Source organism: Herbaspirillum frisingense GSF30 (assembly GCF_000300975.2).
GTDB classification, from domain to species: domain Bacteria; phylum Pseudomonadota; class Gammaproteobacteria; order Burkholderiales; family Burkholderiaceae_D; genus Herbaspirillum; species Herbaspirillum frisingense.
Genome location: NZ_AEEC02000039.1, coordinates 1 through 21436 on the forward strand (window position 1 = coordinate 1; position 21436 = coordinate 21436).

20 protein-coding genes are annotated in these 21436 nt (G+C 63.6%); 5 read left to right on the forward strand and 15 right to left on the reverse strand.

The window, feature by feature from the left end; all coding sequences use genetic code 11:
• Window positions 1-1814 (reverse strand): hypothetical protein (locus HFRIS_RS20640; RefSeq protein ID WP_006464936.1); only part of this gene is annotated, 1814 nt, incomplete at its 3' end.
• Window positions 1815-2011: 197 nt separating this feature from the next.
• Between HFRIS_RS20640 and HFRIS_RS20645 the strand changes: the two genes are divergently transcribed.
• Window positions 2012-2389 carry a hypothetical protein gene (locus tag HFRIS_RS20645; RefSeq protein ID WP_006464937.1) on the forward strand — a complete coding sequence of 126 codons (378 nt, stop codon included), beginning with the start codon at window positions 2012-2014 and terminating at the stop codon, window positions 2387-2389.
• Here HFRIS_RS20645 and HFRIS_RS20650 read toward each other — a convergent pair.
• Window positions 2383-3225, reverse strand: coding sequence for an AraC family transcriptional regulator (locus HFRIS_RS20650; protein ID WP_006464938.1), 843 nt, complete (start codon window positions 3223-3225; stop codon window positions 2383-2385). The two genes, HFRIS_RS20645 and HFRIS_RS20650, sit on opposite strands and share 7 nt — an antisense overlap.
• A gap of 92 nt (window positions 3226-3317) precedes the next feature.
• Between HFRIS_RS20650 and HFRIS_RS20655 the strand changes: the two genes are divergently transcribed.
• The gene (locus tag HFRIS_RS20655; RefSeq protein ID WP_039876707.1) at window positions 3318-4559 is read left to right on the forward strand and encodes an MFS transporter; all 1242 of its coding nucleotides are present in this window, start codon (window positions 3318-3320) and stop codon (window positions 4557-4559) included.
• A gap of 112 nt (window positions 4560-4671) precedes the next feature.
• Here the strand turns inward: HFRIS_RS20655 and HFRIS_RS20660 are convergent, their stop codons facing one another.
• On the reverse strand, window positions 4672-5355 hold the full coding sequence (locus HFRIS_RS20660; RefSeq protein WP_006464940.1) for a PEP-CTERM sorting domain-containing protein: 684 nt from the start codon (window positions 5353-5355) through the stop codon (window positions 4672-4674).
• Window positions 5356-5931: 576 nt separating this feature from the next.
• Between HFRIS_RS20660 and HFRIS_RS20665 the strand changes: the two genes are divergently transcribed.
• Entirely contained in the window at window positions 5932-7155 is a 1224-nt protein-coding gene (locus tag HFRIS_RS20665; RefSeq protein ID WP_006464941.1) for an HD-GYP domain-containing protein, read from the forward strand.
• A gap of 16 nt (window positions 7156-7171) precedes the next feature.
• On the opposite strand, the gene HFRIS_RS25480 is transcribed toward HFRIS_RS20665, so the two are convergent.
• The 9 genes from HFRIS_RS25480 to glpD form a co-directional block, all read right to left on the reverse strand.
• On the reverse strand, window positions 7172-7321 hold the full coding sequence (locus tag HFRIS_RS25480; RefSeq protein ID WP_158243320.1) for a hypothetical protein: 150 nt from the start codon (window positions 7319-7321) through the stop codon (window positions 7172-7174).
• Between the two features lie 140 nt (window positions 7322-7461).
• A complete protein-coding gene (gene glpK, locus HFRIS_RS20670; RefSeq protein ID WP_006464942.1) occupies window positions 7462-8943 on the reverse strand; it encodes a glycerol kinase GlpK in 1482 nt (493 codons plus the stop codon).
• Between the two features lie 180 nt (window positions 8944-9123).
• Window positions 9124-10872 carry an ABC transporter substrate-binding protein gene (locus HFRIS_RS20675; RefSeq protein WP_006464943.1) on the reverse strand — a complete coding sequence of 583 codons (1749 nt, stop codon included), beginning with the start codon at window positions 10870-10872 and terminating at the stop codon, window positions 9124-9126.
• A gap of 241 nt (window positions 10873-11113) precedes the next feature.
• Window positions 11114-11398, reverse strand: coding sequence for a DUF2160 domain-containing protein (locus HFRIS_RS20680; RefSeq protein WP_039876711.1), 285 nt, complete (start codon window positions 11396-11398; stop codon window positions 11114-11116).
• Window positions 11399-11400: 2 nt separating this feature from the next.
• Entirely contained in the window at window positions 11401-12231 is an 831-nt protein-coding gene (locus HFRIS_RS20685) for a carbohydrate ABC transporter permease (RefSeq protein WP_006464945.1), read from the reverse strand.
• Window positions 12224-13114, reverse strand: a complete 891-nt coding sequence (locus tag HFRIS_RS20690) for a carbohydrate ABC transporter permease (RefSeq protein WP_006464946.1) — start codon at window positions 13112-13114, stop codon at window positions 12224-12226. Before HFRIS_RS20690 ends, HFRIS_RS20685 begins: the two co-directional genes overlap by 8 nt.
• A 4-nt stretch (window positions 13115-13118) precedes the next feature.
• Complete coding sequence (locus tag HFRIS_RS20695) at window positions 13119-14207, reverse strand: ABC transporter ATP-binding protein (protein ID WP_006464947.1); 1089 nt, start codon at window positions 14205-14207, stop codon at window positions 13119-13121.
• A 1-nt stretch (window position 14208) separates the two neighbouring features.
• Entirely contained in the window at window positions 14209-15309 is a 1101-nt protein-coding gene (locus tag HFRIS_RS20700; RefSeq protein WP_006464948.1) for an ABC transporter ATP-binding protein, read from the reverse strand.
• A 50-nt stretch (window positions 15310-15359) separates the two neighbouring features.
• A complete protein-coding gene (glpD, locus tag HFRIS_RS20705; protein ID WP_006464949.1) occupies window positions 15360-16892 on the reverse strand; it encodes a glycerol-3-phosphate dehydrogenase in 1533 nt (510 codons plus the stop codon).
• Window positions 16893-17093: 201 nt separating this feature from the next.
• Between glpD and HFRIS_RS20710 the strand changes: the two genes are divergently transcribed.
• Together HFRIS_RS20710 and adhP are read left to right on the forward strand one after the other, a co-directional pair.
• Window positions 17094-17852: a DeoR/GlpR family DNA-binding transcription regulator gene (locus tag HFRIS_RS20710; protein WP_006464950.1), complete on the forward strand. Its 759-nt coding sequence runs from the start codon at window positions 17094-17096 to the stop codon at window positions 17850-17852.
• 249 nt (window positions 17853-18101) lie between these two features.
• Complete coding sequence (adhP, locus tag HFRIS_RS20715) at window positions 18102-19127, forward strand: alcohol dehydrogenase AdhP (protein WP_006464951.1); 1026 nt, start codon at window positions 18102-18104, stop codon at window positions 19125-19127.
• Window positions 19128-19199: 72 nt separating this feature from the next.
• On the opposite strand, the gene HFRIS_RS20720 is transcribed toward adhP, so the two are convergent.
• The 3 genes from HFRIS_RS20720 to HFRIS_RS20730 form a co-directional block, all read right to left on the reverse strand.
• Window positions 19200-19511 (reverse strand): HigA family addiction module antitoxin, encoded by a 312-nt coding sequence (locus HFRIS_RS20720; RefSeq protein WP_006464952.1) that lies wholly within the window; start codon window positions 19509-19511, stop codon window positions 19200-19202.
• 9 nt (window positions 19512-19520) lie between these two features.
• Entirely contained in the window at window positions 19521-19802 is a 282-nt protein-coding gene (locus tag HFRIS_RS20725; protein WP_006464953.1) for a type II toxin-antitoxin system RelE/ParE family toxin, read from the reverse strand.
• 82 nt (window positions 19803-19884) lie between these two features.
• Window positions 19885-21390: a DASS family sodium-coupled anion symporter gene (locus tag HFRIS_RS20730; protein WP_006464954.1), complete on the reverse strand. Its 1506-nt coding sequence runs from the start codon at window positions 21388-21390 to the stop codon at window positions 19885-19887.
• Window positions 21391-21436 lie beyond the last annotated feature (46 nt).

The following is a 21436-nucleotide window of genomic DNA, read 5'->3' on the forward strand; positions in this document are numbered from 1 at the left end:
ATCAGGGGGCTGCGTTCGCCCCAGGCCACGAAGAGCTTGCCACGGCGTGTGCGCAGGCGGCGCTGCTTCATGGCCGAATAGACCAGTTCGGACAGAGTACGCTGCTCGGCCGCACTCATCGTCAGCGACATGCGGTACATGCGCAGCAGCATCAGGGCATTGTTCATGAAGGCGTTGTCGGCCGCGTCACTGCGCGCCAGCGCCGCCATCTGCGCCGCCAGGGTCAGGTTGCGCGCACCCTCGGCCGCCGCCGCTGGCAGTGGCTGCCTCATGGAGGGCGCATCCTGCAGCGCGATGCGTTCCAGCACCATCCGATAAGCGGCTTCCAGTTCGCTGCTCTCTCCCGCACTCTCGCCCAGCGGTACTCCGGCCAGGCCGGCCAGCAGTTTTTCCAGGGCACTGAAGCTGCTCACATGACCGCTCAGGTCGCCGTCACGCCAGCCGCCGCCGGCAGGGTCGAGCAGCCACGCCAGGAAGCCATGGTCCAGCCGGGTCATGCTGGCCGCGCGGCTGGTCAGCAGGCGCTGCGCGATGGCGGCCTCTTCACTGCTCATGCGGCCTGCCTGCGCCAGCGATACCGCACCCGCCTGCCCGCTGGAAGCGCCGCCATAGGAAGCCGGGCCGCCGGCGCGTGCCTGCCGATAGGTGGCCAGATCCCGCGCCAATGCATCCACCTCGTCCAGCGCCATCCCGTTGGCCTGGGCATAGGCATAGGCTTCGGCCAGCAGGCGCCGGTCGCCATAGGCCAGGAAATCGCGGCTGGCCACACCGGCCGTGGTACGTCGCACCGGCGTGGGTTCATCCTCGCGCCGCAGCACCCCGAAGACCCGTTGCAGCAGGACCAGATAGGCGCTGTCCTGCACGCTGTGGGCGGCATTGTTGACCTGGATCAGGTCGGCCAGGCGCGGAGCGGCGGCGATCAGTTCGGCCAATGACGGCCCCAGGCGCGGCAGCATCAGACCCCGGATGACACCGCCGGCCAGCGCCAGCGGTCCCATTGGCAGCACCAGCGTTTCCAGCATGCGCGCCAGATCGATCTGCTGTTGCGGCGGCAACGGCGCCTGCGGCTGCAACTGGTAGAGATCCAGATATTGCTGCAGCAACTGGGCGTAGTTGTCGGGATAGGCGGTCTGCTCCAGGGCCGACAGGCTGGCGTAGAACACCAGCGCTGCGGTGATGACCGGCTTCCAGTCGCCGCTGTCGAGGGCGCGCTGGAACACCGGCGCCCAGAATTTCTGGTCTAGCTCGGTACGCTGGTTGGCGGCGGCGTAGCGCTCATTGATGGTGTAGGCGCCGCTCTCGTCATAGACGATGGCCGACAGCTCGGCCCGTGACCAGCCTGCAAACGGATTGGGGGCGCGACCATACAGTGCTTCGGTGGCCTGCCGTGCCTGGTTCAGGCGACGCGGATCGGACGAGGGCGGCACCTCGGCATCGGCCGCCGCAATCGCGTCGGCCCCGCGTCGTGCCGCGACCAGTCTTGCCTCGATGGCGAAGAGCGTATTGCGGGTGATCGGCAGCGTGGCGTCCAGCATCGCCTTCACCGCCGCCGGTACACTGGCAGTGGCACCCTGCGCCGCTTCGGTGGAATCCACCGCCGCCGTGGTGACATGGTCGACCGCCGTGGCCAGGGCCGCCATGAGCTTGCCCTGCGCCGACAGTGTCAGCGTCACGCCCTCATCGGGCGGCACTGGCAGCGCCGTGGCACTGGCGGCCGTGCTCGCCGGTGGCGTATCGCCCCGGGGGTGTTGCTGCGTGGTCAGTTGCGCGACGGCTTCGCGCGCCATGATGGCCAGATCGGTTTCCATCGCCATGTCCGCTCTCCTGGGTCGGAGTTCTCATGACTTGGTTACGGTAGAAAATCGACAATCTTTACACTTGCAAATCGGCATCATCCAGGCGGGACGCGGCGTCTCGGGCGATCACGGTCTCTGCAGGACGTGACAGTTCAGGATTTCTCCGATGCGCGGATGACGGGCCAAGCGCTACAGTGAAGGCACAGGAGAACGCCATGAACAAAGCCTACCCCGTCATCGCCATGATGACGCTCATGCTGGTGCTGCAAGCCCAGCGCAGCGAAACAGCCACAGCGGCCAACCTCGCCGCACTCGATATCTCGGTGGTGGTGGCGGAGAAATGTCGCATCGATTTCTCCGAAGGCAGCGCCGACTTCTTCCAGGTCTGCTCGGTGGGCGGGGGCGCCGCCAATGAGCGGGCCCAGCAGGTCACCGGCGCGGTCAGCGCACTGGCACCGCAAGATGATCCTTACTTCCTGGAACGCGACCCCGACCAGCCACAACGGCAAGCCAGCGCATCGGCCGGCCCGCCGGTGGCAAGCACAACAGCGCCGGTCCGACGCAGCCCGCGGGTGGTGGTCATTCCCTACTGAAGCGCGCTGCGATCCTGCTCCGGCAGGGTGACGCGCCGCCTTTCCTGGCGCGGCTGGTAATGATTGGGCGAACTGCGCAGGGCCTTGCGGAACATGTTGGAAAAGGCGCTCTGGCTGCGATACCCCAGGGCCTGCGCTACCACGCCCACCGCATCGCCACGCGCCAGGCGCACCAGCGCTTCGCTCAGATGCACCTGCTGCACCCAGTGCCGGAACTGCAGGCCGGTTTCACGCGGAAACAGGCGAATCACCGTACGCACGCTGGCCCCACCCACTCCGGCCCAGTCGGCCAGCGCAAACTGCCGCCCGGGCTCGGCCAGGATGGCTTCGCAGATGGCCTGCAGGCGGCGGTCCTGCGGCCAGGGGATGGCCACCGGAATGGACGGTGCCCGCGCCAGCTCCGACATGATCAGGGCCGCCACATGACCGGCGCGGCTCTCCGGTTCATATTCCCTGGGCTCGGCCAGCGAGGCCAGAATCAGTTCGCGCAGCAAGACCGAGACTTCCAGCAAGCGGCACTGTTCACCGATCGCGCGCCCCTCGGCCTGGGCGATGTAGAGGGTGCGCATGCTGACCTTGCTCAGCATGCGGATTTCGTGCTCCACCATGGGCGGCACCCACAGCGCGCGTTGTGGCGGCACCAGCCACACCCCTTGCGGCGTGCGCACCTGCATCACGCCTTCCACTGCGTAGAGCAACTGGCCACGCGCATGCGAGTGCGCCGTCAGCAGGTCGCGATAGGCCAGTTCCCGGGCAAAGGCCACCACCACACTGCGTGCCTGCTGGAAGGCATTGACCTCGGCACTGGGACAGACAGGCTTGAGCTGGGCAACCATGGCACTTAATCGCTAACAATTGGCATCATCATCAATAGATGCCAATGATACGCTTCGCTCCTCCCTTTTTGTTCACTCGAACTGCTCATGTCATGACTAGTGCCACCGACCCCAATACATCTGCAGCATCTGCAGCATCTGCCGCCGCCACCCAGCCCGCCGTCAGCGTCGCCCAGCCGCTGGTGATGAGCATCCTCCTGGCCTGCGGCGGCGCCCACCTGATCAATGACATGATCCAGGCCCTGCTGCCTTCGATCTACCCCATGCTCAAGACGGGCTATGGGCTCAGCTTCACCCAGGTCGGGCTGATCACCCTTACCTTCCAGGTCACCGCTTCGCTGCTGCAACCCTGGATCGGCATGTACACCGACCGCCACCCGCAGCCCTGGCTGCTGCCCACCGGTGCCGTCGCCACCCTCGTCGGCATCGTACTGCTGGCGCTGGCCGGCAGCTTCAGCGCCTTCCTGGTGGCGGCGGCGCTGATCGGCATCGGCTCCTCCACCTTCCACCCGGAAGCCTCGCGCATCGCCCGCATGGCCTCGGGCGGCCGTTTCGGCCTCGCGCAATCGACCTTCCAGGTCGGCGGCAATGCCGGCTCGGCCTTCGGCCCCCTGCTGGCGGCCGCCATCGTGGTGCCTTACGGGCAAACCCATGTGGCCTGGTTCCTGGTGCTCTCGGCGCTGGCCATCCTGGTGCTGTCGCGGGTGTCGTCCTGGTACCGCAGCCACCTGGCCGCCGGCAAGGGCAAGGGCAAGGTGCTGGCCCGTCATCAGCTGCCGGCCTCGACCGTGCGCCGCGCTCTGGTAGTCCTGGCCCTGCTGGTGTTCTCCAAGTATTTCTACATGGCCAGCTTCACCAGCTATTTCACGTTCTACCTGATCGACCGCTTCCAGATGTCGGTGGCGTCCTCGCAGCTCTACCTGTTCCTGTTCCTGGGTGCGGTGGCCGTGGGCACCTTCGTGGGCGGCCCCATCGGTGACCGCATCGGACGCAAGCTGGTGATCTGGATCTCCATCCTTGGCGCGGCGCCGTTCGCCCTGATGCTGCCGCATGCCAACCTGTTCTGGACGGCAGTGCTGTCGGTGGTGATCGGCCTGATCATTTCCTCGGCCTTCTCGGCCATCGTGGTGTACGCCCAGGAGCTGGTGCCGGGCAAGGTGGGCATGATCGCCGGGGTGTTCTTCGGCCTCATGTTCGGCTTCGGCGGCATCGGTGCGGCGCTGCTGGGCCACCTGGCCGATCTCTACGGCATCGCCTGGGTCTACGGTCTGTGCGCCTTCCTGCCGCTGGCCGGGCTGCTGACGGTGTTGCTGCCGGACGTGCGGGAGCACTGACGGCGGAGAAAAACCCTGACCCAAAACAAAAGCGCGCTGGCTTCCAGGCCAGCGCGCTTTTTTTGGACCGCTGCGGTCGGACGGTCGTGACGCTTCAGTCAGTGCCGCCAGATCAAGCCGCGCTCAGGGAAGCGGCGGAGACAGCACGTGCATCGCCCCGGCGACGACGGCGCCAGGCCATTCCACCTACCAACGCCAGGCCTACCAGCAGCATGGCGTAGGTCGACGGTTCCGGTACCGGGGCCACAGTGCGCAGGGCAGCGTTGGAATAGAACATGGTCAGGTTGGAGTATCCCGGCACCTTGCCGCCATTGTTGGTCCAGTTGATGGCGAAGCTGCCACTCTGGGTCTGGCCGGCGGTCAGCACCAGGTTGTCGAACAGGAAGGAACCGGTGGCATTGCCCGCGTGGATACCCAGTACCAGGTCCATCTGCAGGCTCTTGCTGGAGGTGATGGTCCAGGTTCCGCTCTTGCTGTCGCTGCCCAGGGTGAAGCTGACGCTGATGTTGGAACCCAGCACCGAGCCCGGGCTGCCGACGAGCGCGCCGGTCGAGTCGATCTTGTTGAGCAGGTTCCAGGTCCCGCCGCCGAAGGCGCTGCTGAAGAGCGAGCTCGTTCCGGAGGGGCCTGCCTGCGCATTGCCTACGGCAAAGGTAAAGTTGTCGGCCTTGTGAGCACTCAGGGTCACATCGTCGCGGCTGGCATTGGCCACGTTGGGGGCGCTCGGGGCGGCGCTGGCGCTCGAGCTGGCGATTGAACTGGCTACCATAAGGATGGCTGCAATCAGGGTTTTCATGGGCTTCTCTTTGTTGTCAATTCGACATTAATCCGGAAAGGATTTTAATCAAAAGACAACAAAAAGTTTAGCTAAATTTACAATCTTGTTTGCTACTTGCCACAAATGATTGCCTCGCTGCAGCTTTTTACCTGCCGCCACTCACAGGCCGGGAATGTCGGCATCATCGGCACCGGTGGAGCCACTTACCGACCTGCGCGGCGATGGCATTTCTTCCTGCTCTCAATTTTTCGGCGATTTAAGTCTCGCTTAATTTTCAACGCCTACAGTGGGCACATCGGGATCTCCTCTTTCCCCTTGTCCGCTGCGACGACATCCAGCGGATCTTTCAGGCCCGTCCATCCCCCGGACGGGCCTTTTTTTCGCCCGTTACCCGTGCTTCAGGGTGTGGCGTCTTTGTCGGATTGCCGGCTGCAAGGGATTTGCAGGCAGCTCAACCGTTCACTTATGGTCTTTCGTATGAGATCATTAACGACTGGCAATCCTGACCAGGACTCAATGGCAACCTGCCGCCAGCCCGGGTCAGGGCGGGCCAAGCTAACCTGTTCCCCGGCGCGCCGGAGAGAAGTACGAGAAATGTTAAAGAAAATCAAAACGGAGGATCTGGTCCTCGGCATGTACTTCTGCGGCTTCGAGGCCGCATGGCTGGACCATCCGTTCTGGAAGAACAAGTTCCTGCTCAAGAACGAGAACGAGCTCAAGCAGGCCCATGCCAGTGGCATCGCCTATTGCTGGATCGATATTTCACGCGGCCTGGACGTGGCCGAACAGGCGCCCACGGACGCCCCCGAGGTGGACGCAGAACAAGCCGAACCCGCCCCGCTGCCCCCCGAACCAGCCCCGGTCCCGGCCATCGACACCACGCTGATGGATGCCATGGCCCTGCGCGAGACGGCCAAGAAAGCCACCAAGGCCATGTTCAGCGAAGCCCGCATGGGCAAGGTGCTGGACATGGAGCGTTGCGTCTCGGTGGTGGAAGAAATCGCCAGTTCGGTGGTCAAGAGCCCCAGCGGCATGCTCAGCGTCTTGCGCCTGAAGCTGGCCGATGAATATACCTACCTGCACTCGGTGGCGGTGTGCGCCCTGATGGTGGCGCTGGGTCGCACCCTGGGCCTGGACGAGGCAGCCTGTCGCGAAGCGGGCCTGGGTGGCTTCCTGCATGACGTAGGCAAGGCCTTCATCCCGCATGAACTGCTCAACAAGCCCGGCAAGCTCACCGACGAAGAATTCACCCAGATCAAGAAGCATCCCGAACTGGGCTACAAATACCTGAGCCAGGACCCCAACGTTCCCGACTACGCGCGTGACGTCTGCCTGCACCACCACGAAAAGATGGACGGCAACGGTTACCCGGAAGCCCTGCGCAGCGGTTCCATCAGCCTGTATTCGCGCATGGCGGCGATCTGCGACGTCTACGACGCCCTCACCTCGGACCGCCCCTACAAGCGCGCCTGGGACCCGGCCGAAGCGATCTCCACCATGGCCACCTGGACCGGCCACTTCGACCGCGCCATGTTCCTGGCCTTCGTCAAGACCCTGGGCATCTACCCGGTGGGTTCCATCGTCAAGCTGGAATCGGGCCGTTCCGGCTTCGTGATCCGGCAGAACGCCCAGGACCTGACCCGTCCGGTCTTGAAGGTGTTCCGCTACAACGACAGCATGGAAATGAGCGATACCGAAATCCTCGACCTGATGGCCACGCCCGAAGCCGATACCATCGTCGCCCGCGGCGGCGAGGAATGGGCGCGCCTGAGCCATCTGGATTCCATGCAATTGCTCAGCACCGGCACACCGGGCTAAGCCTGTCCCGATCCGCTCAGGCCATGCCCAGTGCCGTCATGAAGTGGCGGCCATGGGCCTCGTGGGAGGCATCGGGTACACCGATGTCGCAGGCCATCACGAAGGTGGAAGCGGCGTCGAAGAAACCCGTGGCGAGTTGCATGCAATCCAGCAGGAAGCTTTCCATGATCGTTCTCCTTGAAAGGCCCGCCGCCTGATTGCTGCGGGCTTGAGAACATCATGCGGTCGTGCCGTGTCAATCCGATGTCAGGCGGTGCGGGCTGGATTTCAGTTGAAACATTGCACCACCCACCGCCTGACCACCAGTCAGGCCGCGCTGACCTGGCGGATCGCCGCTTCCCAGGCGTGGATTCTTTCCTGTGCCTGTTCCCGCGTGAAGCGTGGTTCGAAGGTGCGTTCCATGCGCCACTGCGCGGACAATTCCGACAGATCCCGATAGACCCCGGTGGCCACGCCGGCCAGGTAGGCCGCGCCCAGTGCGGTAGTCTCGGTGACCTGCGGGCGGATCACGGGAATGCCCAGCAGGTCGGCCTGGAACTGCAGCAGCAGGTTGTTGGCGGCCGCTCCGCCATCGACCCGCAATTCGGTGATGGGCGAGACCGCGTCCCGCACCATGGCATTGAGCAGGGCCGTGCTCTGGAAGGCGATCGATTCCAGCGCCGCGCGGGCGATGTGCGCCACCGTACTGCCCCGGCTCAGGCCCACGATGGCGCCCTTGGCCGACGGGTTCCAGTAGGGCGCACCCAGGCCGGTGAAGGACGGCACGAACACCACCCCGCCCGAATCCTCCACCGTGCAGGCCAGGCCTTCGACGTCGGTAGAGGTCTTGATGGCTTTCAAGCCATCACGCAGCCATTGCACCACTGCGCCCCCGATGAAGACGCTGCCTTCCAGGGCATATTGCTTGCGTTCATCGACCTGGCAGGCGGCGGTGCTGATCAGGCCGTTGTGCGAGGTGGCGCACTGGTCGCCGGTATGCAGCAGCATGAAACAACCGGTGCCATAGGTATTCTTGGCCATGCCGGGGCGCACGCAGGCCTGGCCGAACAGGGCCGACTGCTGGTCGCCGGCGATACCGCCGATCTTGACCGCTGCGCCCAGGTGCTGCGCATCGATCTCGCCATAGAGATGGGCCGAGGCATGCACCTGCGGCAGCATCGATGCCGGAATGCCCAGCCACTGCAGCAGTTCCTCGTCCCAGGCACCGGTGTGGATATTCCACAGCATGGTGCGCGAGGCATTGGAAACATCGCTCACATGCAGACGGCCGCCGGTGAGCTTCCATACCAGCCAGGAGTCGACCGTGCCGAACAGCAGTTCGCCGCGCTCGGCACGCTCGCGCAGGCCGGCCACGTTATCGAGGATCCAGCGCAACTTGGTGCCGGAGAAATAGGGGTCGAGCACCAGCCCGGTCTTCTTCTGGATGGCCTCGCCCAGGCCGCGTTCGCGCAGCGCCGCGCACACCACCTCGGCGCGTCGGTCCTGCCACACCACGGCGTTGTAGACCGGCTTGCCGGTGGCGCGCTCCCAGACCACGGTGGTCTCGCGCTGGTTGGTGATGCCCAGCGCGGTCAGCTCACTGGCCTGGATGCCACTTTGCGCCAACACCTTCTGCGCGGTCTGCAACTGGCTTTGCCACAGGTCCATGGGGTCGTGTTCGACCCAGCCCGGCTGGGGAAATATCTGCGGAAATTCCTGCTGGGCGGTGGCCACGATGGCCCCGCTCTGGTCGAAGATGATGCTGCGCGAGCTGGAGGTGCCCTGGTCGAGGGCGAGCAGATAGGCCATGCTGGTTCCTTGCTGACGTACTGAAAACGGCGGGTTGAAAATGAAACCTTGAAAACGGAAAAACTGAATCAGACCGGCTGCAAGACCGGTACACCAGAAACACGAAGACGCCATCCCGACACAAGCCGGGATGGCGTCATCCTACGCGTGATGCGGATCAGATTGCACGATCAGACTGCATCAGCGTACGCGGCCATCCTTCCAGGCCTGCAGCAGCTTGTCGTAGGGGATGGTCTCGCCCTTGGGCTTTTCGTTGGCCAGCTTGGCCCACGGCGCAGCCTTGTCGGACAGCCAGGAGGCCGGGTCCTTCTTCGGGTTCAGCTTGGGCGCGCACTGCTTCATGCCGGCGCGCTGCAGGCGGGCCATGATACCGTCCATCTCGTCGGCCAGGTTGTCCATCGCACCTTGCGGGGTTTTCTCGCCGGAGATGGCCGAGGAGATGTTCTTCCACCAGATCTGCGCCATCTTCGGATAGTCGGGCACGTTGGTACCGGTCGGGGTCCACGCCACCCGTGCCGGGCTGCGATAGAACTCGATCAGGCCGCCATACTTGGCCGCGTTCTTGGTGAAGTAGTCGGAGCGGATGTCGGAGTCACGGATGAAGGTCACGCCGACGATGGACTTCTTCAGCGAGACGGTCTTGGCCGTGGTGAACTGCGCATACAGCCAGGCCGCGGCCATCTGGTCAGGCGGCGTGCTCTTGAGGAAGGTCCACGAGCCTACGTCCTGGTAACCGTTCTGCATGCCATCCTTCCAGTACGGGCCGTGCGGGCCGGGGGCCATGCGCCACTTGGGCGAGCCATCGGTATTGACCACCGGCAGGCCCTGCTTGGTCATGCTGGCGGTGAAGGCGCTGTACCAGAAGATCTGTTGCGCGATGTGACCCTGCGCCGGTACCGGACCGGCTTCGGAGAAGGTCATGCCCAGCGCCTCGGGCGGGGCATACTTCTTCATCCAGTCCAGGTACTTGGTCAGGGCATAGACCGCTGCCGGCGAGTTGGTCGCGCCGCCGCGCGCCACCGATGCGCCCAGCGGGGTGCACTTGTCGTCGGCTACGCGGATGCCCCACTCATCCACCGGCAAGCCGTTGGGCAAACCCTTGTCGGCGGCGCCAGCCATCGACAGCCAGGCATCGGTGAAGCGCCAGCCCAGCGAGGGGTCCTTCTTGCCGTAGTCCATGTGACCGTAGATCTTCTTGCCATCGAGTTCCTTCACGTCGTTGGTGAAGAAGGCCGCGATGTCTTCATAGGCCGACCAGTTCTGCGGCACGCCCAGTTCATAGCCGTACTTGGCCTTGAACTTGTCCTGCAGGTCCTTGCGCGCGAACCAGTCGGCACGGAACCAGTACAGGTTGGCGAACTGCTGGTCGGGCAGCTGGTAGAGCTTGCCGTCGGGCGCGGTGGTGAAGCTGGTGCCGATGAAATCCTTCAGGTCCAGGCCGGGGTTGGTGTATTCCTTGCCGGGGCCGGCCATGTAGTCGGTCAGCACCACGGTCTGGCCGTTGCGGTAGTGGGTACCGATCAGGTCCGAGTCATTGACCCAGCCGTCGTAGATGGACTTGCCGGATTGCAGCGAGGTCTGCATCTTCTCGACCACGTCGCCTTCCTGGATCACGTCGTGGATGACCTTGATGCCGGTGATTTCCTCGAAGGCCTTGGCCAGGGTCTTGGATTCATAGGCATGGGTATCCAGGGTCTCGGAGACCACGTGGATTTCCTTGACGCCCTTGGCCTTGAGCTTGGCGGCAGCGTCGATGAACCATTGCATCTCGCTGACCTGCTGCTGGCGCGACAGCGTGCTGGGCTGGAATTCCGAATCCACCCACTTCTCGGCCGCCTTGATGTCGGCCCAGGCATTGCCGGCGACACCGGCCATCGCCATGGCAGCCACCAGCACGGTTAATTTGATTTTCCGCATGTTCTGCATCATGTCTCCTCGTCACCTTCCCCTGAATTGGCGTGCCGGGTAGGGAAGGAGTATCCCCGGACGTCCGTTCTGATTGGCACTACAGATCTGTTGCCTGCTGCTATAAAAATCGATGTCCAGCTCACCACGAACCGTTCGGACCGAGCAGGCCCGCCAGGGCCGTATCGAAGACGCTCAGCCTCATGCGAACCTTCGATACGCGGCTGCGCCGCTACTCAGGACGAACGGGAGTCATCAGCTCCGATCAGCCCTTGCGCATGATCAGCACCAGGGCGAGCAAACCCAACACCGCTGCGTACCACTGGTCCAGGTCGGTCAGTCCGACCCAGGCCAGGTTGATATAGGCCGCTGCCAGCAGTCCGATGAAGAGGCGATCGCCGCGGGTGGTGCGCATGGGCAGGAAGCCCTTGCGCTCGATGGTGGGAGAACGCACCTCCCACACCGTCATGCCCACCAGCATCAGCGCCACGCAGGCGAAGAAGATCGCCACCGGTGGCGTCCACGACATCCACGAAAATGCATTTGCCATGATCACACTCTCCCCATTGCGAAGCCCTTGGCGATATGGTTGCGCACGAACCAGATCACCAGGGCACCAGGAACAATCGTCAACACGCCGGCCGCGGCCAGGATGCCCCAGTCCATGCCCGCCGCCGAGGCGGTGCGGGTCATGATGGCGCTGATCGGCTTGGCGTTGACCGAGGTCAGGGTGCGCGCCAGCAGCAGCTCCACCCAGCTGAACATGAAGCAGAAGAAGGCCGTCACGCCCACGCCGGACTTGATCAGCGGCAGGAAGATGCGCAGGAAGAAGCGCGGGAAGGAGAAGCCGTCGATATAGGCGGTCTCGTCGATCTCACGCGGCACGCCCGACATGAAGCCCTCCAGGATCCACACCGCCAGCGGCACGTTGAAGAGCATGTGCGCCAGCGCCACCGCGATGTGGGTGTCGGACAGGCCGATGGTGGAATACAGCTGGAAGAACGGCAGCAGGAACACCGCCGGCGGCGTCATGCGGTTGGTCAGCAGCCAGAAGAACATGTGCTTGTCGCCCAGGAAGCGATAGCGCGAGAAGGCATAGGCCGCCGGCAAGGCCACCAGCAGCGACATGACCGTGTTCATGGCCACGTAGATGATGGAGTTGATGTAACCCGAATACCACGAAGGATCGGTGAAGATCACCTTGTAGTTGTCCAGCGTGGGCGCATTGGGCCAGAGGGTGAACACCGACAGGGTTTCCTCGTTGGTCTTCAACGACGTGTTCAGCAGCCAGTACAGCGGGACCAGCGTGAAGGCGATGTAGACCAGCATCACCAGCACGCGGGTGAGGGTCTTGTCCTGGTTTTTTCCCTGGATTTTATTCATGTTGGCCACCCGAAGCATTGGCGTTGTTGCCGGCGCTCTGCATCCAGTTGTAGAGCACGAAGGACAACAGCAGGATGATGAGGAAGTAGATCAGCGAGAAGGCGGCGGCCGGACCGAGGTCGAACTGGCCCACGGCTTTCTGCGTGAGGTACTGGCTCAGGAACGTGGTGGAATTGCCGGGGCCACCACCGGTGAGCACGAAGGGCTCGGTGTAGATCATGAAGCTGTCCATGAAGCGCAGCAGCACCGCGATTACCAGCACGCCGCGCATCTTGGGCAGCTGGATGAAACGGAACACTGCCCAGCGGCTTGCGCCATCGATCTGCGCGGCCTGGTAGTAGGCATCCGGGATCGAGCGCAGACCGGCGAAGGCCAGCAGCGCCACCAGCGGTGTCCAGTGCCACACGTCCATCACCAGCACGGTCAGCCAGGCATCCAGCGGATTGGAGGCGTAGTTGTAGCCGATGCCCAGCAGGTTGAGCACGTAGCCACCCAGGCCGATGTCGGCGCGGCCGAAGATCTGCCAGATGGTACCGACCACGTTCCATGGGATGAGCAGCGGCATGGCCAGGATCACCAGCGTGGCCGAGGATTTCCAGCCCTTGTGCGGCATGGCCAGCGCCAGGCCGATGCCCAGCGGGATCTGCACCAGCAGCACGCAGAAGGAAAAGATCAGCTGGCGCAGCAGGGCCGCATGCAGCTCGCTGTCGCGCATGACATCCTTGAACCATTCCAGGCCGACGAAGACCTTCTGCTCGGGGCTGATGATGTCCTGCACCGAATAGTTGACCACCGTCATCAGCGGGATGATGGCCGAGAAGGCCACCGTCAGGAAGACCGGGAGGATGAAGAACCAGGCCTTGTTGTTGTAGGGCTTGTTCATGGGCTTAGCGTCCTATTCTCTGGTCGTTGCTGAAGTAGATCGTCTCGGGCTTGGCCAGTCGCAGCCATTGCGGCCCGGTGGCGATCTTCATCTCCGGCGCCACGCGCGCCTTCACGCTCATGCCCTCGAACTGCGCCGTCACCAGCTGGCTGGTCCCCAGATGCTGGACCTGTGTGACCTCGGCGCTGATGGCACCGGCCGTGCCGGGCGCGGCCAGTTCGACGAATTCGGGGCGGATGCCCAGCTTCAGTTCGCCACTGCTGTTCTTCAACGCCTGCAACTGCGCCGCGTCCACCTGCACTTGCTGCCGGCCCAGCAGCACGGTATCGCCTTCGATGCTGAGCGGGCAGAAGTTCATGCCGGGGCTGCCGATGAAGTAGCCCACGAAGGTGTGGTCCGGCCGCAGGAACAGTGCCTCTGGCTTGCCCTGCTGCACCACCTTGCCTTCGGTCATGACCACCACTTCGTCGGCGAAGGTCAATGCCTCGACCTGATCGTGCGTAACGTAGATGAGGGTCAGCTTCAGCTGGTGGTGGATTTCCTTCAGTTTCTGGCGCAGTTCCCACTTCATGTGGGGGTCGATCACCGTCAGCGGTTCGTCGAACAGGATCGCGGCCACGTCCTTGCGCACCAGGCCGCGCCCCAGCGAAATCTTTTGCTTGGCATCGGCCGACAGGCCGGCGGCGCGCTGCTTGAGGTCACGGGTGAGATCGAGCATCTCGGCGATCTCGCGCACACGCGCCTGCACTTCGCGCTCGGGCATCTTGCGGTTGCGCAGCGGGAAGGCCAGGTTGTCGAACACGCTCATGGTGTCGTAGAGCACCGGGAACTGGAACACCTGGGCGATGTTGCGATCGCGGGTTGCCATGCGGGTCATATCGACACCGTCGAACAACACCTGTCCTTCGGAAGGCTGCAACAGCCCCGAGATGATGTTCAACAGCGTGGACTTGCCGCAGCCGGACGGCCCCAGCAAGGCATAGGCGCCACCGTCTTCCCACACCATGTTCATGGGTTGCAGGGCGTAGTCCTTGAGGCTGGCCGGATTGCCGCTGTAGGCATGGCCCAGGTTCTTGAATTCGATGCGGGCCATGTCAGTGCGTCTCCAACGGGGCGCTCAACAGGCGACCCTCTGTGTCGAACAGGAAAGCCTTGGCGGCGGCGATGCTGACCTGCACCGTGCTGCCGATGGCCACTTCATGCACGCCCGATAGCTGCGCCACCAGCGGTACCTCGCCATGGCGCAGGTGCAGGTAGGTCTCGGAGCCGGACAGCTCGGCCAGGGCCACGCTGCATCCCAGGCTCACGCCCGGTGCGTCCAGCGCCTGCAGGCGTACGTCGTTGCAGCGGATGCCCAGCTTGCAGCGCTGGCCTTCGGCCAGTGTCAGCGCGCGGCCGGCAATCTCCAGCACGCTGCCATCGTTCATGCGGACGGCGGCCACGCCATTGGCCGAGGACACGGCCGTGGCATCCAGCAGGTTCATCGGCGGATCATTGAAGATCGCCGCCACCTGGGTGGAGGCCGGCGAATTGAACAGTTCCAGGGTCGGTGCGACCTGCAGCAGCCGGCCTTCGTGCATCACCGCGGTATGGCCGCCCAGCAGCAGGGCTTCCTGCGGCTCGGTGGTGGCATAGACCACGGTGGTGTCGCCGGTGGCGAAGAGCGAAATCAGTTCGCTGCGCAATTCCTCGCGCAGCTTGTAGTCCAGGTTTACCAGCGGCTCGTCCAGCAGCACCAGCGGGGCGCGCTTGATCAGCGCGCGCGCCAGCGCAGTGCGCTGCTGCTGGCCGCCGGAGAGTTCGCCCGGCAGGCGTTGCAGCAGGTGGGCGATGTGCAGCTTGTCGGCGATCTCGTTGACGCGCCGGGTGATTTCCTGCTCGCCCTGCTTTTGCAGGCGCAAGGGTGCTGCGATGTTCTCGAACACCGTCAGGCCGGGATAGTTGATGAATTGCTGGTAGACCATCGCCAGGTTGCGCTCGCGCACACCCACGCCAGTGACATCCTGGCCTTCGACCAGCACGCGGCCGGCGGTGGGCTTGTCGAGCCCGGCGATGATGCGCATCAGAGAGGTCTTGCCGGCCTGGGTCGGGCCTAGCAGGACGTTGATGCCACCTTTGGCGAGATTCAGGTCAAGCGGGTAGAGGTGCGTTTCGGCACCGACCGTCTTGGCCACTTGTTTCAGTTCCAGGGTCACGCTGTCTCCTCACTGCATTTTTTTGATTGATGGTGGGCGTCGACCTGGGATCAGCTGGCGGCGTGATCGGGCAGACTCGCCAACCACGCCTCCAGCCGTCCTCTGTGCTGGGGCCCGCAGTGCAGGCCCAGCTTGCTGCGGCGCCAGAGGATATCGTCGGCGCCGCGCGCCCATTCGTGTTGTACCAGGTAACGCGCCTCGGCCTCATACAGGCCCGGGGTCAGCTCCTCGCCCAGCGCGGCCAGGCTGTCGGCCTGACCGATGATCTGGGTCACGCGCGAACCATAGCTGCGCGCATAGCGATGCGCAAGCGCGGCCGGCAGCCAGGGATGACGTGCCTGGAACTGGCGCAGGAACGCATCGAAGTCGTAGCGCGCCACGGTCTTGCCGGGCTGCTCCAGGTCGCCGCCGGGCAGGGGCGCCGCGGCCGTCCACGGCTGACTGGAGGCGCCCAGATGCGGCGCCAGCATGGCCAGCGCCTCTTCGGCCAGCTTGCGATAGGTGGTGATCTTGCCGCCCCAGACATTCAACATGGGCGCACCGGCGTCGTCGCATTCGAGCAGGTAGTCGCGGGTGATGGCCGAGGCATTCTCGGCGCTGTCGTCCAGCAACGGGCGCACACCGGAATAGGTCCAGACCACGTCTTCACGGCCGATCTGGCGCTTGAAGTAGCGGTTGGCCATCTCGCAGAGGTAATCGATCTCCTCGGCATCGATCTCGACCTTGCCGGCATCGCCGTGGTATTCAAGGTCGGTGGTACCGATGAGGGTGAATTCTTCCTGGTAGGGAATGGCGAAGATGATGCGCTTGTCGGGGTTCTGGAAGATGTAGGCGTAGGGATGGTCGAACAGGCGCTTGACCACGATGTGGCTGCCCTTGATCAGGCGCAGGCTGCGCCCGGTCCTGGCCTGCGGCACCGCCTGCGCGAAGCGTGCGGCCCACGGGCCTGCAGCGTTGACGATGGCGCGGGCGCGCACTTCTTCCTGTTGCACGCCATTGGCATGCTGATGTTCCAGCACGGCATGCCAGGCATCGCCCTCGCGGCGGGCGCTGATGCACTTGGTACGGGTGAGGATACGGGCGCCGCGCTCCTGCGCGTCCATCGCATTCAGGACCACCAGGCGCGCATCGTCGACCCAGCCATCGGAATAGACGAAGCCACGACGATAGTCGCCCTTCAAGGGTTGACCCGCGACGTGCCGGGTCAGGTTGGCACCTTCGGAGGCTGGCAATATCTCGCGCTTGGCCAGGTAGTCATACATGAACAGGCCGGCGCGGATCATCCAGGCCGGACGCTGGTTGGCATCGTGCGGCATGACGAAACGCAGGGGCCAGATGATGTGCGGCGCCGAGCGCAGCAGCACTTCGCGCTCCTGGAGCGCCTTGCGCACGAGCTTGAATTCGTAGTATTCGAGATAACGCAGGCCGCCATGGATGAGCTTGGTGCTGGCCGAAGAGGTGTGCTGGGCCAGGTCATGCTGTTCGCACAGCAGCACCCGCAGCCCGCGGCCGGCCGCATCACGTGCAATGCCTGCACCGTTGATGCCACCGCCTACCACCAAGAGATCGTATTCGAGCGCCATTGGCCTGTTCTCCACTTTCCGCTTGTTCGCTTTTTGCTTCGTTCGCTGCACCCAACTCACCCATTTCCCGCGAGTTGGCAATGCTCAGTAAGATAAGCGACATCCCGAACGTAAATCAACAATTATTTGTTGTTTTAAGTTCGTTTATGTTTTTTAATGTTCATCTCTGATCGCAACCGTTAATCCTTTTTCAAGCACACCATGCTCAATCCCAGGCAACAGACGCTACTGGAATGCGTGCGCAAGCACGGCACGATCTCGGTCGAAGAGTTGGCTCAACAGCTGGGCGTGACCACCCAGACCGTGCGCCGCGACGTCAAGGCGATGGTCGATGCCAGCCTGCTGGCGCGCTACCACGGCGGCGTCGGCCTGCTGTCCTCAACCGAGAACATCGCCTATCCGGAGCGCCAGGTCCTGCATGCCGAAGCCAAGCGCCGCATCGGTCGTACCGTGGCTGCCCGCGTGCCCGACGGCTGCTCCCTGATCCTGAACCTGGGCACCACCACGGAAGAGGTTGCGCGCGCCCTGCAACAGCATCGCAACCTGCACGTGGTGACCAACAACCTGAACGTGGCCAATTCACTGGCCAGCAATCCCGAGCTGGAAGTGATCATCGCCGGCGGCGTGGTGCGCGCCCGTGACCGTGGCATCGTCGGCGAGGCGACCATCGATTTCATCCGCCAGTTCAAGGTGGACATCGGCATCATCGGCATTTCCAGTATCGAGATGGACGGCGTGCTGCGCGACTTCGACGCCCGCGAGGTCAAGGTGGCCCAGACCATCATCGAACAGTCACGCCAGGTCTGGCTGGTGGCCGACGCCAGCAAGTTCGGCCGGCAGGCGCTGGTGAAGATGGCGCACCTGTCGCAGATCGATGTGCTCTTCACCGATGCCCCTCCACCGCCGGAACTGGCCAAGCTGCTGGCCGAGACCGATGTGGAAGTGGTGATCGCGAAATAGCAAACACCCCGCCATAGGGAGGGTCATGGGAGCAGGCCCTGCGCACCGCCCGTCCTGCGTATTTCTTAAATGAACGTCCAAGTTTTTCAACGATGAGCGACATGGATCAACCCATGTCCAATCATTGATTGTCGTCCCTGTGCGCCCGGAGGATAGTGGGCCATGCAGGCAGGCACAACAGTTGGCCAACGCAGCAAAACGGTCATCACCCTGCCCTCGCATCCCGTTGATCCCCCCCGAGGAGTGCATATGACGCAAATGATGAAAGCGGCCGTCGTCCGCGAATTCGGCAAGCCCCTGTCCATCGAGGAAGTCCCCGTACCCACACCCGGCCCAGGTCAGATCCTGGTCAAGTTCGAGGCCAGCGGCGTCTGTCACACCGACCTGCACGCCGCCCATGGCGACTGGCCCGTCAAACCCACCCCACCCTTCATCCCCGGCCACGAAGGTACCGGCTATGTCGCTGCGCTGGGCGCTGGCGTCAAGCGCGTCAAGGAAGGTGACCGCGTCGGCGTGCCCTGGCTGCACACGGCCTGCGGCTGCTGCTCACCCTGCCGCACCGGCTGGGAAACCCTGTGCGCCGAACAGCAGAACACCGGCTATTCCGTCAATGGCAGCTTCGCGCAATATGGCCTGGCCGATCCCAACTTCGTCGGCCATCTGCCGGCCGGCCTGGAGTTCGGCCCGGCCGCACCCGTGCTGTGCGCGGGCGTGACCGTCTACAAGGGCTTGAAGGAAACCGAGGTGCGCCCCGGTGAATGGGTGGTGATCTCCGGCATCGGCGGCCTGGGCCACATGGCGGTGCAATACGCCAAGGCCATGGGCATGCACGTGGTCGCCGCCGACATCCACGAAGACAAGCTGGCGCTGGCCAAGAAGCTGGGCGCGGACCTCACCGTCGATGGGCGCGACATCAATGCCGTGGCCGACGTCCAGCGCATCATCGGCGGCGCCCATGGTGCGCTGGTGACGGCGGTCTCGCCCAAGGCGATGGAACAGGCCTTCGGCTTCCTGCGCGCACGCGGCACCATGGCCCTGGTCGGTCTGCCGCCGGGCGACATCAGCCTGCCGGTGTTCAACACGGTCTTGAAGCGCATCACCGTGCGGGGCTCCATCGTCGGCACCCGCCAGGACCTGGAAGAGTCACTGGTCTTCGCCGCCGAAGGCAAGGTCGCGGCGCACTTCACCTGGGACAAGCTGGATAACATCAATGCCATCTTCGCCCGCATGGAAGAAGGCAAGATCGATGGGCGCATCGTGCTGGACCTGAAGTAGCCACATACGTGGCAGACAGGAAAATGGCGACACACATCAGTGCGTCGCCATTTTCATGGGCCCTTTCCAGATTCAGGCGGAGGGTTCTTCCCTGGGCTGCCACTGCCGGATGCCGGCCAGTACATCCCGCATCTTTTCTCGTGCAATCTCGGTGTCATGCGCGACCTGTGCGCGCAGCCAATAACCGTCGGACAGGCCGAAGAAGCGCGCCAGCCGGAGGTCGGTATCGGCCGTGATCGAACGCTTGCCATTGACGATTTCGCTGATGCGCAATTGGGAAACCCCGATCTCCTTGGCCAGGCGATACTGGGTGATGCCCATCGGCTTGAGGAACTCTTCGTTGAGCAACTCTCCCGGCGTCACGGGAGCAAGGTGGCGAGCCATATTGATCTCCTAGCTGTGGTAATCCACGATTTCGATCTCGAACGCAGCGCCATCCTTCCAAATAAAGCAGAGGCGCCACTGGTCGTTGACCCGGATGCTGTATTGCCCTTTACGCTTTCCCTTGAGTAGCTCAAGGCGATTTTGCGGCGGGATTTTCAGATCGTCGAGACGCACGGCAATCTCGAGTTGACGTAGTTTTCGTAAGGCCACACGTTCAATGTTGACGAAGCGCGCAACGCGCCGCGCGTCATGCAGGGACTCGGTGTCCGGACACTTGAATGAACCAATCATAGGAATAGTAACGAAATACGTTAGTAACGTCAAACGATATTATTATTACCACTCCCTGCCTGTGTACCGCCTTGCCGCTATCCTACCAATACCCCAACACCTTCCACCACGCCGTCCCGACGGTCGCGAACACCAGTAGTTCCACCACCGCCATCACCAGCCCCACGCCCCACCACTTGCCCATGGAGACGTAGCCGCTACCGAAGATGATGGGCGAGGTGCCGGTGGCGTAGTGGGTCAGCGTCATCATGATGGCCGAGCCGGCGGTCATCATCAGCATGAAGGGCAGCACGTACTCCTGCGGCAGCAGTTGCGCTCCCACCATCAGGAAGGCCAGCAGCATGGCGCTGATGTGGGCGGTGGTACTGGCAAAGAAATAGTGCGACAGCACGAACACCAGCAGCAACACCGCCGCGACCGCGAACCAGCCCATGCCGCTGGCGACGATGGCCGCCTTCATGCCCTCCGAGAACCAGGCCACCACGCCGGTCTTGTTCAACTGCTCGGCCAGCATCACCAGCGCACCGAACCAGACCAGGGTGTCCCAGGCACTCTTTTCGGAAAGCACATCATCCCAGTCGATGGTGCCGGTGATGATCAGCACGAACAGGCCGACAAAGGCCACCACCGTCGGGTCCAGCGTGAAGGCCGCACCCAGCAGCATGGCCGGCACATTGGCCCACAGCAGCAGCAACAGGGCGAAGGTCCCCAGCATGACCTTTTCACTGGCACCCAGGCGGCCCATCTTGTCCAGCTCGCTGCGGGCGTAGTCCACCGCATTGGGCGTGGACTTCAGCTCCGGCGGCGAGACCAGGTAGATCACCATGGGCATGATCAGCAGGCACACCAGACCGGGCAGCAGCATGCACAGTGCCCAGGTGGTCCAGGACAGTTGCAGCGCCTGGCCGGTCGCCTTGGCGACGTAGTTGACCACCAGCGGATTGGGCGCCGTGGCGGTAAGGAACATGGCCGAGGTGATCGGATTGGCGTGATAGTTGACCAGGGCCAGGTAGCTGCCGACCTTGTTCTGCGTGCCCTTGGCCGGGTCGGAGTCAAAGGCATTGGCGATCGACTTCATGATGGGGTGGACGATGCCGCCGCCACGCGCGGTATTGCTGGGGGTGAAGGGTGCCAGCACCAGTTCGCAGATGGCCAGCCCGTAGCCGATGCCGATGGTGCGCCGGCCCAGCAGGGCAATGAACATCAGGCCCACGCGCCGTCCCAGCCCGGTCTTCTTCAGGCCGCGCGAGATCAGGATCGCTACCACGATGAGCCAGATCAGCGGATTGGAAAAGCTGGCCAGCGCATCCGCAATGGCGCCCTTGGAAGAGGTCGAGGTGACCTGCGAGAGCGAGACGATGACGATGGCCATCATCGCCATCACGCCGATGGGCATGACCTTGAGAATGATGGCCACGATGGTGGTGAGGAAGATCGCCACCAGCGCCCAGGCCTTGGGCGCAAGACCCTGTGGGCAAGGCAGCAGCAACAGCAGGATCAGCACGGCCGTGGTGATCAGGGCGGGGATCAGCCGGAACGGCACGGCCTCGTTGAAGTAGTTGAAAGTGGCTTTGAGTCTGGCAAACATCGCGTCATCCCTGGAGTGGAAAAGCAGGATGGCCGCGCGGCATCAC